This is a genomic window from Pseudomonas sp. MDT1-17 (genome assembly GCF_054898105.1).
In genome coordinates, this window is sequence record NZ_JBUBVM010000001.1 from 363,067 (window position 1) to 375,262 (window position 12,196).

The window sequence follows — 12,196 nt, forward strand, 5'->3', positions numbered from 1 at the left end:
GGGATTCCTTAAGTTGCCTGAACAGCAGCGGTGCGTGAGTTTTTGCGTTGACGGCGAACCATCTCGCCGGCCAATGCCAGATAGGCAATGGCGCCCCGAGATGATTTGTCGTACGCCAGCGCCGGCATGCCATAGCTTGGCGCTTCGGCCAGGCGAATGTTGCGCGGAATCACCGTGTCGTAGAGCTGCTCGCCGAAGTGTTCCTTGAGCTGCGCCGAAACATCGTTCATCAGGCTCAGGCGCGGGTCATACATGGTCCGCAACAGGCCTTCGACTTTCAGGTTCGGGTTCAGCAGTTCTGCGATGCGCTTGATGTTATCCACAAGGTCGCTCAAGCCTTCGAGCGCGAAGTACTCGCACTGCATGGGGATAATCACCCCGTCAGCCGCCACCAGTGCGTTAAGCGTGAGCATCGACAGCGACGGCGGGCAGTCGATCAAAATGTAATCGTAGTTTTCACGGATCGGCGCCAACGCACTGCGCAGGCGACTTTCCTTCATCTGCATTTCCAGCAGAACCACTTCGGCCGCGGTCAAGTCACGGTTGGCCGGCAGCAGTTGGTAACCACCGTGCTCGGAGTAGTGCATGGCCTGGGCCAGATCGCATTCGCCGATCAGCAGGTCGTAGACCGAGTTTTCCAGGCCGTGTTTATCCACACCGCTACCCATGGTGGCGTTGCCCTGTGGATCGAGATCGATCAACAGCACCCGACGCTTGGTAGCGACCAGGGAAGCTGCGAGGTTGATGCAGGTGGTGGTCTTGCCCACTCCACCCTTTTGGTTCGCTATCGCGAATACCTTAGCCATTCTTGCTTGTGTTCCCAATCATGCCGTGCGGCGCAGTATCAGCAGATGGCGTTGGCCTTGGCAACCGGGTACGGCCAGGGCGTGTTCGCTATCGAGGTGGAAGTCTGCCGGCAATGCTACCAGCTCATCGGCCGGATGAACGCCCTTCATTGCCAGCCAACGCGTATCGGCGTCGCCGAGGTGGCGAGTCCAGTTGCTGAAGTTCTCCATGCTGCTGAATGCCCGGGAAATGATCCCGTTGAATGGCTGTGCAGGCTGGAAGGCTTCGACGCGACTGTGGATAACTTGAAGGTTATCCAGTTTGAGTTCGAGTTTGACCTGAGTCAGGAAGCGGGTTTTCTTGCCGTTGCTGTCCAGGCAGGTCACTTGGGACTCTGGAAACAGGATGGCCATCGGGATACCCGGCATGCCACCACCGCTGCCCACGTCAAGCCAGCGGCCGTTTTCGACGAACGACATCACGCTCAAACTATCGAGCAAGTGACGGGAAACCATCTCGTCCGGATCGCGTACGGCGGTCAGGTTGTACGCCTTGTTCCATTTGATCAACAGGGCCAGATAACCCAGCAGCTGCGCATGCTGGGATTCTGTCAGTGTGACACCGAGCTGGCGAGCACCTGTGGATAACTCTTCTGCGTGTTGCGAGGTGACCAACGAACTCAAGCGCTTTGCTCCAACTGACGGCCCGCGCCGCGTTTTTTCAAATGAATCATCAACAGCGAAATCGCTGCTGGCGTCACGCCCGGGATACGCGACGCCTGGCCCAGGGTCTCTGGACGAGTCGCACCGAGCTTGCTCTGGATCTCTTTGGAGAGACCGGAAATATTCGTGTAATCGATATCCACAGGCAGTTTTGTGTCTTCGCTGGCCCGCAGCCGTGCGATTTCATCCTGCTGGCGATCGATGTAACCGGCGTATTTGGTCTTGATTTCGACCTGCTCGGCGACTTGCGGGTCTTCTGCGCCCCCGCCGGTCACGGCGATCAGGCCAGCGTAGTCGATTTCCGGACGGCTCAGCAGATTGAGCAAGTTGTATTCGTGGGTCAGCGGCGTACCGAATTTCTCGGAAATCGCATCGCCCTGCTCGGTACCTGGGCGAACCCAGGTACTTTTCAGGCGTTGCTCTTCCAGCGTGATGCTTTCACGTTTGGTGCAGAACGCAGCCCAACGCGCGTCGTCCACCAGACCCAGTTCGCGACCTTTTTCGGTCAAGCGCAGGTCGGCGTTATCTTCGCGCAGGATCAGGCGATATTCGGCGCGGGACGTGAACATCCGATACGGTTCCTGGGTACCCAGGGTAATCAGGTCGTCGACCAACACCCCGATGTACGCCTCGTCGCGACGCGGGCACCAGGCATCTTTGCCCTGAGCACGCAGTGCGGCGTTGGCCCCGGCCAGCAAACCCTGGGCACCGGCTTCTTCGTAACCGGTGGTGCCGTTGATTTGCCCGGCGAAGAACAGACCGCCGATAACTTTGGTTTCCAGGTTGTACTTCAGGTCTCGCGGGTCGAAGTAATCGTACTCGATGGCGTAACCCGGACGAACGATGTGCGCATTTTCCATGCCGCGGATCGATTGCACGATCTGCAGTTGCACGTCGAATGGCAGGGATGTGGATATCCCGTTCGGGTACAGCTCGTTGGTCGTCAGGCCTTCCGGCTCGATGAAGACCTGATGGCTTTCCTTGTCGGCAAAGCGATGGATCTTGTCTTCGATCGACGGGCAGTAACGCGGGCCGATACCTTCGATCACACCGGAATACATCGGCGAACGATCAAGGTTGGCGGCAATGATTTCGTGGGTGCGGGCGTTGGTGTGGGTAATCCAGCAGCTGACCTGTTTCGGATGCTGCTCTTTGGAACCCATGAACGACATCACCGGGATCGGTGTATCGCCGGCTTGCTCGGTCATCACCGAGAAATCCACAGAACGACCGTCGATACGCGGTGGTGTGCCGGTTTTCAGGCGACCAACGCGCAGTGGCAATTCACGCAAGCGGTGAGCCAGGGCGATCGACGGCGGATCACCGGCACGGCCTCCGGAAAAATTCTGCATGCCGATGTGGATAAGTCCGCCGAGGAAGGTGCCAGTGGTCAACACCACCGAGTCCGCGAGGAAACGCAGGCCCATTTGGGTGACAACACCGCGCACTTGTTCCTGTTCGACGATCAGGTCATCGGCGGCTTGTTGAAATATCCACAGGTTCGGCTGGTTTTCCAGGGCTTCGCGGACAGCGGCCTTGTACAGAACCCGATCAGCCTGAGCGCGAGTCGCTCGCACGGCCGGGCCTTTACGGCTGTTCAACACGCGAAACTGAATACCACCTTTGTCGGTAGCCATGGCCATCGCGCCGCCAAGGGCGTCGATTTCCTTGACCAGGTGACTTTTGCCGATTCCACCAATAGCGGGGTTGCAACTCATGGCACCGAGGGTTTCCACGTTATGCGTCAGCAACAGGGTTTTTGCACCCATACGTGCTGAGGCCAGTGCTGCCTCGGTACCGGCATGACCGCCGCCGATGACGATCACTTCAAAACGGGAAGGGAAATCCACCACGCACCTCGTGCCTGCTTCAGTTAGGTAATCAGGAATAGTTTGAGCTCAGGTTTTTGGACCTGGGCGGCAAGTATAGGGACTTCGCCCTTCCTAAAGAACCCTTTGCACAAAATTCAACCAGCTGTGGAGAAGTCGCGGTTATAGAAATTAAAAAGAGAGAAATTTATTAAATCTTTGTTTTTATGTTTATTTCTACTGAAGCCAATTTCTGTGGATAGATCGCTATAGGCCTTTATATTCAATATGTACAGAGAATCAAAACCCTGTGGTCATGTACCAAGGAGGCCCTTGGATAACCGGTTTAAGCCTGTGGATGAAAGGGCTTGTTATCCACAAGCACGGTTATCTTCAGTTTTGAGGCCCTGTTATCAACTGCCCTTAGTGGCAGTTATTCACAGGGCTTAATCCACAGAAAAACGCAGAATAGGCAAATCCTGGACACGGAAAATCGACACAAGCAGAAAGAATCTGCCTGGCATTGGGAGAGAATTTAAAAAAAGGAAGGAACAGACAGGCACGAATGGCCTGTCTGTGAATAACGGAAGGACTATTTACCGATACAGAAGCTGGAAAAGATTCGTCCCAACAGGTCATCGGAGCTGAATGCACCGGTGATTTCACCCAAAGAGTGCTGAGCCTGGCGTAAATCTTCGGCCAGCAGTTCACCGGCACCGGCCAACGTCAGCTGCGCACGGCCGTGCTCGAGGGACGCACTGGCATGACGTAACGCGTCAAGGTGACGCCTGCGAGCGCTGAAGCTGCTCTCCGAGGTCTGTTCGTAGCCCATGCAGGCCTTGAGGTGGTCGCGTAGCAATTCCAGCCCTTCACCGGCAGACTTGGCGCTCAGGCTGATGGTGACATGGCCATCCTCGCTGATATCCAGTGCAATGGCTTCGCCCGTGAGGTCAGCCTTGTTACGGATCAGCGTGACTTTCGCCGGATCCGGACGGACTTCCAGGAATTCCGGCCATAACGCGAACGGATCAAGCGCCTCAGGAGCGGTAGCATCGACCACCAACAGCACGCGATCAGCCTCGCCGATCGCTTTCAACGCCCGTTCGACGCCGATTTTTTCTACCTGGTCTTCGGTATCGCGCAGACCTGCGGTGTCGACCACGTGCAGCGGCATGCCATCGATGTGGATATGTTCACGAAGAATGTCCCGGGTAGTGCCGGCAATCTCGGTCACGATCGCTGCTTCTCGTCCTGCCAGGGCATTCAACAAGCTGGATTTACCGGCATTCGGCCGACCAGCGATCACCACGGTCATCCCGTCACGCAGCAAGGCACCCTGTCCGGCTTCCCGTAGTACGGTGGATAACTCGTCACGCACTTTGTCGAGCATGCTCAGTACATGGCCATCGGCAAGAAAGTCGATTTCTTCTTCCGGGAAGTCGATAGCCGCTTCGACATAGATGCGCAGGCCAATCAGTTGCTCGGTGAGGTTATGCACACGCTCGGAAAATGCGCCCTGCAAGGAACGCAGGGCATTTCGTGCAGCCTGTGCAGAACTCGCCTCGATCAAGTCGGCAATGGCTTCGGCCTGAGCCAGGTCGAGTTTGTCGTTGAGGAATGCACGCTCGCTGAATTCACCCGGCCGGGCCAACCGACAGCCCAGTTCCAGGCAACGCTGAAGCAGCATATCCAGAACTACCGGACCGCCATGGCCCTGGAGTTCCAGCACATCTTCGCCGGTGAATGAGTTCGGGCCCGGAAAATACAATGCGATGCCTTGATCCAGAACCTCATCGTTTTCACTGAGAAATGGGCCGTAATGGGCGAATCGCGGCTTGAGTTCACGACCGCTGAAGGCTTTGGCGGCAACGCTCGCCAGCGGCCCGGAAATACGGACGATACCCACACCGCCGCGACCTTGAGCGGTGGCGACGGCTGCAATGGTTTCACGAGGAACGCTCATAAACCGTTATCCAGACAAAAGTGACAGATAGCAAAACGCCCCACTAGGGGGCGTTTTGAGTGGTTATTCACAGTGTAAATCAGGCAGCTGCTTTGGTAGCCGCTTCGACTTTACGAGTGATGTACCACTGTTGGGCGATCGACAGGCAGTTGTTCACTACCCAATACAGCACCAGACCAGCCGGGAACCACAGGAAGAAGAAGGTGAAGATGATTGGCATCATCTTCATCACCTTGGCCTGCATCGGATCCGGAGGTGTCGGGTTCAACTGCTGCTGGATGAACATGGTTGCACCCATGATGATCGGCAGAATGAAGAACGGATCCTTGATCGACAGGTCAGTAATCCACAGCATGAACGGCGCTTGGCGCATTTCAACGCTTTCCAGCAGCACCCAGTACAGGGAGAGGAAAACCGGCATCTGCACGAGGATTGGCAAGCAACCACCCAGGGGATTGATTTTCTCTTTCTTGTACAGCTCCATCATGGCTTGCGACATTTTCTGCCGGTCGTCGCCATGTTGCTCTTTCAGCGCAGCCAGTTTCGGTGCCACTGCACGCATGCGGGCCATGGATTTGTAGCTGGCTGCCGACAGCGGGAAGAATATCCCTTTGATCAGCATGGTCAGGAAGATGATTGACCAGCCCCAGTTGCCGATCAGCGCGTGGATATGTTGCAGCAGCCAGAAGATTGGCTGGGCGATGAACCACAGAATGCCGTAGTCGACGGTCAATTCCAGACCTGGGGACAACTCTTTCAATACAGCCTGGCTTTTCGGGCCGGCGTACAGAACGGCGCTTGTTTCGGCTTTTGCACCCGGCGCGGCGGTCATTGCCGGGCCGGTGTAACCGATGATGTAGTTGCCTTTGCTGTCTTTACGGGTCTGGACGACGTTGTTTTCGCCCTTCGCCGGAATCCACGCGGTCACGAAGTAGTGCTGCAACCAGGCAACCCAACCACCGTTCACGGTTTCTTTCAGCTGAGCCTTGTCCATGTCGCTCATCGACACTTTCTTGTACGGCTCGTTACTTGTCCACAGGGCGGCGCCCAAGTAAGTCGCGGTGCCGGTGGCCGTGCTGGAAGAAGGATCGGAGCTGGCGTCACGCTTCAACTGCGCAAACATTGCACCGGACCAGGGCTGAGCGCTCTGGTTGTCGATCTGGTAGGAAACGGTTACGTCATACAAGCCACGTTTCACGGTGAAACGCTTGATGTAGTTGACGCCGTCCTTGCTGAACTTCAGGTCTACGACCAATTGGTCCTGACCGTCAGCCAGTTGGTAAACTTTCTTCTCCGAGGAATAAACCGGACGACCGGCAGGACTTGCGTCAGGACCGTTGGAGCCGATCAAACCGCTCTGGGCCAGATAAGTCCGTTCGTTGCCGTTATCGAACAGCTGGAATGGAATGTCCGGATGGTCCTGGCGGCGTGGATACAGCGGCAACGTCAACTGGGCAACATCGCCACCTTGTGGATCGATAGCCAGGTTGAGCACATCCGTTTTGATCTGGATGAGGTCTTTGCTTGCAGCCACTGGCGTTTCAGCGGGTGCAGTTGCAGTGGTATCGCTTGCGGCGCGTGGAATGTCGTCACTGACAGAAGCATTATTGCCAGTCGCCGTATCCGGTAGACCCGGTGCGGTAGTACTGGAAGCAACATTCTGAGTCGGCAGGGCAGCCTGGCCATAGTCCTGGTTCCATTTAAGAACCATAACGTAGGTCACGATTGCCAGGGCGACGATCAGGATCGTGCGTTTGATATCCATGATTACTCGGCCATCGAAGAAGAACGGGAGGTAGGGATAGATGGAACCGGGTCATAACCACCGGGATTCCACGGATGACAGCGACCTAAACGACGAAAGGCCAGCCAGCCACCGCGCAGAAGGCCATGATTTTCTATGGCTTCATACGCGTAGCAGGAACAACTGGGGTAGAAACGACAGTGACTGGCCATCAGAGGACTAATGGCATAGCGATAAAACTGGATCGGAACGAGTGCCAGTTTACGCATCGGGACTGTCTACCCCTACAGTTTCGGTTTTGACTGCTGGTACTGGCGTGCTGCGTGCCAGACGCTTCCAGAGTTTGCCGAAATGCTGAATCAATTCGGGGTTTTCTACGTCCCCCAAACCTTTGCGCGCGACGATAACAATGTCCCAGCCGACCAGTGAATCCTGGTGCAGACGGAACGATTCGCGCATCAGACGTTTGAGGCGATTGCGCTCGACGGAGAGCTTTACGCTCTTTTTCCCGATAACCAACCCGAGACGGGGGTGATCAAGATCGTTGTTGCGCGCAAGGAGCAGGAGATTTTTCCCCGGAACCTTGCCGGTAGGGGAGTCAAAGACTGCCTTGAAATGCCGGGGAGTAAGCAGACGCTTTTCCCGACTGAAGTCCTGACTCACCTCCAGTGCCGGATTATCAAACTGCCAGACGCGCACGACCTTTGGCGCGACGACGCGACAGGACGGCGCGACCGTTTTTGGTAGCCATGCGAGCACGGAAACCGTGGGTACGAGCGCGTTTGATAGTGCTTGGTTGGAAAGTACGTTTCATTGTCGTGTTACCTGGTTCGTCCACAACGGGCCGGAATGGCCCCCGTTTTAAGAGACCGGGGATTCTAGAGAAAGCAAGCCTCTAGGTCAATTTCCAACCAGCGTTTCCTTATAAATAGATCTCCAGACGTTTTTCCTGCCCGAGGTCCTTCGCTAGATATAGAAATTAGAAAGGAAAGTATTTAAAGCTTTTCTGTAAAGCTTATAAAAGCTAGGGGCGCGATCCTCTGTGGATAACTGCCATTAGCCCTTTAAAGACGTGATGTACAGAGAATGACAACTACAGTGGAAAACAGTGTTCAGCCTGTGCTGCGCTATCGGATAAGCTGTGTGTGAAAGGGCTACTTATCCACAGCAGGGTTATCCACCGAGTTTCCCCCCCACTTGTACAACGACCTTAGACCCGGTTATCCACAGAGCTTATGCACAGACCACTGGTCGTCTTTTTTTCGTATAACGCACTGATTCTTCTTGGGCAGTGAACAACCTTCGTGTGGATAAGTCGGCGTCTGGTCGGCTACAATGGCGTCTTGTTTTTGCCTCACCGGCTTTCAACTTAGGGGATATCCGTGTCAGTGGAACTTTGGCAGCAGTGCGTGGAGCTTTTGCGCGATGAGCTGCCTGCCCAACAATTCAACACTTGGATCCGTCCACTACAGGTCGAAGCCGAAGGCGACGAGTTGCGTGTTTACGCACCGAATCGTTTTGTTCTCGATTGGGTCAACGAAAAGTACCTGGGCCGCGTACTTGAACTGCTGGATGAGCATGGCAATGGCACAGCGCCGGCGCTTTCCTTATTAATAGGCAGCAAACGCAGTTCGGCACCGCGTGCCGCCCCGAATGCTCCCTTGGCCGCCGCTGCCTCACAGGCTCAGGCCGCTCAAGCACCCGTGAGCGCTCCGGCGCCATCCTCGGTTGCCGCCCCGGCCAAGCGTTCGACGCAAAAGATTGCCGAGGTTAATGAAGAGCCTTCGCGTGACAGCTTCGACCCGATGGCCGGAGCCAGTTCGCAACAGGCACCGATTCGCGCCGAACAGCGTACGGTGCAGGTCGAAGGCGCGCTCAAGCACACCAGCTACCTGAACCGCACCTTCACCTTCGAAAACTTCGTCGAGGGCAAGTCCAACCAACTGGCACGGGCTGCGGCCTGGCAAGTGGCGGACAACCCCAAGCACGGTTACAACCCGCTCTTTCTTTATGGTGGCGTCGGCTTGGGTAAAACCCACTTGATGCACGCCGTGGGTAACCACCTATTAAAGAAGAATCCGAACGCCAAGGTCGTGTACCTGCATTCCGAGCGGTTCGTGGCCGACATGGTCAAGGCCCTGCAGCTGAACGCAATCAACGAGTTCAAGCGCTTCTACCGTTCGGTGGATGCGTTGTTGATCGATGACATTCAGTTCTTCGCCCGCAAGGAACGTTCCCAGGAAGAATTTTTCCACACCTTCAACGCCCTGCTTGAAGGTGGCCAGCAGGTCATTCTTACCAGTGACCGCTACCCGAAAGAAATCGAAGGCCTCGAAGAACGTCTCAAATCTCGTTTCGGTTGGGGCCTGACGGTCGCCGTCGAGCCGCCGGAGCTGGAAACCCGTGTGGCGATCCTGATGAAAAAGGCCGATCAGGCCAAAGTCGATCTGCCCCATGACGCGGCGTTCTTCATCGCCCAGCGTATTCGTTCCAACGTCCGTGAGCTGGAAGGCGCGCTCAAACGTGTGATCGCTCACTCGCACTTCATGGGCCGCGACATCACCATCGAGCTGATTCGCGAATCCCTGAAAGATCTGTTGGCACTGCAAGATAAACTGGTCTCTGTGGATAACATTCAGCGCACTGTCGCTGAGTACTACAAGATCAAGATCTCCGACTTGTTGTCCAAACGTCGTTCGCGCTCGGTAGCCCGTCCGCGTCAGGTCGCCATGGCTTTGTCCAAAGAACTGACCAACCACAGCCTGCCGGAAATCGGCGACGTGTTTGGTGGCCGAGACCACACGACGGTTTTGCACGCCTGCCGCAAGATCAACGAACTTAAGGAATCCGACGCGGACATCCGCGAGGACTACAAGAACCTGCTGCGTACACTGACCACTTGATGAACACCAGCGCAGCTTATTAAGGCAAGGGACTAGACCATGCATTTCACCATTCAACGCGAAGCCCTGTTGAAACCCCTGCAACTGGTCGCAGGCGTCGTCGAGCGCCGACAGACCTTGCCGGTGCTCTCCAACGTGCTGCTGGTTGTCGAAGGCCAGCAACTGTCGCTGACCGGTACCGACCTGGAAGTCGAGCTGGTCGGTCGTGTACAACTCGAAGAGCCTGCCGATCCAGGTTCCATCACTGTGCCTGCGCGCAAGCTGATGGACATCTGCAAGAGCTTGCCGAACGACGCGCTGATCGACATCAAGGTCGATGAGCAGAAACTCGTGGTGAAGGCCGGCCGTAGCCGCTTCACCCTGTCGACCCTCCCGGCCAATGACTTCCCTACGGTGGAAGAAGGCCCAGGCTCACTGACGTGCAGCCTTGAGCAAAGCAAACTGCGTCGCCTGATCGAACGCACCAGCTTCGCGATGGCCCAGCAGGACGTGCGTTACTACCTCAACGGCATGTTGCTGGAAGTCTCGGCTGGCATCATCCGTGCCGTGGCCACTGACGGTCACCGCCTGGCCATGTGCTCGATGCAGGCCGATATCGGTCAGCCGGATCGACATCAGGTCATCGTTCCACGCAAAGGTATTCTCGAACTGGCGCGCCTGCTGACCGAACCTGATGGCCTTGTCAGCATCGTGCTGGGTCAACACCATATCCGCGCCACCACTGGCGAATTCACCTTCACCTCGAAACTGGTCGATGGCAAATTCCCTGACTACGAGCGCGTCCTGCCTAAAGGCGGCGACAAACTGGTACTCGGCGATCGCCAGGCCCTGCGTGAAGCCTTCAGTCGTACCGCGATTCTGTCCAACGAGAAGTACCGCGGCATTCGTCTGCAACTGGCTAACGGTCAGCTGAAGATTCAGGCGAACAACCCGGAGCAGGAAGAAGCGGAAGAAGAAGTGGGTGTTGAATACAACGGCGGCAATCTGGAAATCGGTTTCAACGTGAGCTACTTGCTCGACGTGCTGGGTGTGATGACCACCGAGCAGGTTCGTCTGATCCTGTCCGACTCCAACAGCAGTGCGCTGGTGCAAGAGTCCGACAACGACGACTCGGCCTACGTTGTTATGCCGATGCGTCTGTAATCATGCTCAGCAGAAGCTAGATGTCCTTAAGTCGCCTCACGGTCACCGCGGTGCGCAATCTGCACCCGGTGACCTTCTCCCCCTCCCCCCGAATCAACATTCTTTACGGCGCCAACGGCAGCGGCAAAACCAGTGTTCTGGAAGCCATTCATCTGCTGGGGCTTGCCCGTTCGTTTCGTAGCAGCCGTCTTCTGCCGGTCATTCAGTACGAGCAATTGGCATGCACGGTGTTTGGTCAGGTTGAATTAGCCGAGGGCGGGCACAGCGCCTTGGGGATCTCCCGCGACCGCCAAGGGGAGTTCCAGATCCGCATCGACGGGCAGAACGCCCGCAGCGCGGCGCAACTGGCGGAAATCCTGCCGTTGCAGTTGATTAACCCCGACAGCTTCCGCTTGCTGGAAGGCGCGCCGAAGATACGCAGGCAGTTTCTCGACTGGGGCGTGTTCCACGTGGAACCACGGTTCATGTCCACCTGGCAGCGGTTGCAGAAGGCCCTGCGCCAGAGAAACTCTTGGCTGCGGCATGGTACACTTGACGCCGTTTCGCAAGCGGTTTGGGACAGGGAACTGTGCCAGGCTAGCGCTGAAATAGATGAATACCGCCGCGCTTATATCAAAGCCTTGAAACCAGTCTTTGAACAGACCTTGAGCGAACTGGTTGAGCTCGAGGGCTTAACGCTCAGTTATTACCGAGGTTGGGACAAAGACCGCGAGCTGAGTGCAGTGCTCGCCGGGTCCCTTCAGCGCGATCAGCAAATGGGTCATACCCAGGCCGGACCACAGCGTGCTGATTTGCGTCTTAGATTGGGCGCACACAATGCCGCGGACATCTTGTCCCGCGGTCAGCAGAAGCTAGTGGTCTGTGCTTTGCGGATTGCCCAAGGGCACTTGGTCAGCCAGGCCCGGCGCGGCCAGTGTATTTATCTGGTGGATGACCTGCCGTCCGAACTGGACGAGCACCACCGTCGCGCGCTTTGCCGCTTGCTGGAAGACTTACGCTGCCAGGTGTTTATTACCTGTGTAGATCACGAATTATTGAGGGAAGGCTGGCAGACGGAAACGCCAGTCGCTCTGTTCCACGTGGAACAGGGCCGTATCACCCAGACCCACGACCATCGGGAGTGAAGG

Annotated in this window: 11 protein-coding genes; 3 read left to right on the top strand and 8 right to left on the bottom strand. The window is 56.4% G+C overall.

Annotated features, from left to right (window positions below; all coding sequences use genetic code 11):
- Positions 1 to 8: 8 nt before the first annotated feature.
- The 8 genes from ACYZTX_RS01530 to rpmH form a co-directional block, all read right to left on the bottom strand.
- Positions 9 to 806: a ParA family protein gene (locus ACYZTX_RS01530; RefSeq protein ID WP_462032656.1), complete on the bottom strand. Its 798-nt coding sequence runs from the start codon at positions 804 to 806 to the stop codon at positions 9 to 11.
- Positions 807 to 824: 18 nt separating this feature from the next.
- A complete protein-coding gene (gene rsmG / locus ACYZTX_RS01535) occupies positions 825 to 1,469 on the bottom strand; it encodes a 16S rRNA (guanine(527)-N(7))-methyltransferase RsmG (RefSeq protein WP_462032657.1) in 645 nt (214 codons plus the stop codon).
- Complete coding sequence (gene mnmG / locus ACYZTX_RS01540; protein ID WP_462032658.1) at positions 1,466 to 3,358, bottom strand: tRNA uridine-5-carboxymethylaminomethyl(34) synthesis enzyme MnmG; 1,893 nt, start codon at positions 3,356 to 3,358, stop codon at positions 1,466 to 1,468. Before mnmG ends, rsmG begins: the two co-directional genes overlap by 4 nt.
- A 550-nt stretch (positions 3,359 to 3,908) precedes the next feature.
- A complete protein-coding gene (gene mnmE / locus ACYZTX_RS01545) occupies positions 3,909 to 5,279 on the bottom strand; it encodes a tRNA uridine-5-carboxymethylaminomethyl(34) synthesis GTPase MnmE (protein WP_462032659.1) in 1,371 nt (456 codons plus the stop codon).
- A 79-nt stretch (positions 5,280 to 5,358) separates the two neighbouring features.
- Positions 5,359 to 7,044 carry a membrane protein insertase YidC gene (yidC, locus tag ACYZTX_RS01550; protein WP_462032660.1) on the bottom strand — a complete coding sequence of 562 codons (1,686 nt, stop codon included), beginning with the start codon at positions 7,042 to 7,044 and terminating at the stop codon, positions 5,359 to 5,361.
- 2 nt (positions 7,045 to 7,046) lie between these two features.
- Positions 7,047 to 7,292, bottom strand: a complete 246-nt coding sequence (gene yidD / locus ACYZTX_RS01555; protein WP_074872215.1) for a membrane protein insertion efficiency factor YidD — start codon at positions 7,290 to 7,292, stop codon at positions 7,047 to 7,049.
- Positions 7,285 to 7,686, bottom strand: a complete 402-nt coding sequence (gene rnpA / locus ACYZTX_RS01560; RefSeq protein ID WP_027926203.1) for a ribonuclease P protein component — start codon at positions 7,684 to 7,686, stop codon at positions 7,285 to 7,287. Before rnpA ends, yidD begins: the two co-directional genes overlap by 8 nt.
- A 16-nt stretch (positions 7,687 to 7,702) precedes the next feature.
- Positions 7,703 to 7,837, bottom strand: coding sequence for a 50S ribosomal protein L34 (gene rpmH, locus ACYZTX_RS01565; protein WP_003213577.1), 135 nt, complete (start codon positions 7,835 to 7,837; stop codon positions 7,703 to 7,705).
- Positions 7,838 to 8,405: 568 nt separating this feature from the next.
- Here rpmH and dnaA point away from each other — a divergent pair.
- Genes dnaA through recF form a run of 3 tightly spaced genes read left to right on the top strand, consistent with a single transcriptional unit; the run spans position 8,406 to position 12,193 of the window.
- Positions 8,406 to 9,926: a chromosomal replication initiator protein DnaA gene (dnaA, locus tag ACYZTX_RS01570; protein WP_462032661.1), complete on the top strand. Its 1,521-nt coding sequence runs from the start codon at positions 8,406 to 8,408 to the stop codon at positions 9,924 to 9,926.
- Between the two features lie 39 nt (positions 9,927 to 9,965).
- Complete coding sequence (dnaN, locus tag ACYZTX_RS01575) at positions 9,966 to 11,069, top strand: DNA polymerase III subunit beta (protein ID WP_461967456.1); 1,104 nt, start codon at positions 9,966 to 9,968, stop codon at positions 11,067 to 11,069.
- Positions 11,070 to 11,089: 20 nt separating this feature from the next.
- Complete coding sequence (gene recF, locus ACYZTX_RS01580; protein ID WP_462032662.1) at positions 11,090 to 12,193, top strand: DNA replication/repair protein RecF; 1,104 nt, start codon at positions 11,090 to 11,092, stop codon at positions 12,191 to 12,193.
- Positions 12,194 to 12,196 lie beyond the last annotated feature (3 nt).

What these genes read in the sequence shown, in the direction of transcription:
- ACYZTX_RS01530 (WP_462032656.1), bottom strand. Translation starts at nt 806, where the DNA reads ATGGCTAAGGTATTCGCGATAGCGAACCAAAAGGGTGGAGTGGGCAAG.
- mnmE (WP_462032659.1), bottom strand. Translation starts at nt 5,279, where the DNA reads ATGAGCGTTCCTCGTGAAACCATTGCAGCCGTCGCCACCGCTCAAGGT.
- yidC (WP_462032660.1), bottom strand. Translation starts at nt 7,044, where the DNA reads ATGGATATCAAACGCACGATCCTGATCGTCGCCCTGGCAATCGTGACC.
- yidD (WP_074872215.1), bottom strand. Translation starts at nt 7,292, where the DNA reads ATGCGTAAACTGGCACTCGTTCCGATCCAGTTTTATCGCTATGCCATT.
- rpmH (WP_003213577.1), bottom strand. Translation starts at nt 7,837, where the DNA reads ATGAAACGTACTTTCCAACCAAGCACTATCAAACGCGCTCGTACCCAC.
- dnaN (WP_461967456.1), top strand. Translation starts at nt 9,966, where the DNA reads ATGCATTTCACCATTCAACGCGAAGCCCTGTTGAAACCCCTGCAACTG.
- recF (WP_462032662.1), top strand. Translation starts at nt 11,090, where the DNA reads ATGTCCTTAAGTCGCCTCACGGTCACCGCGGTGCGCAATCTGCACCCG.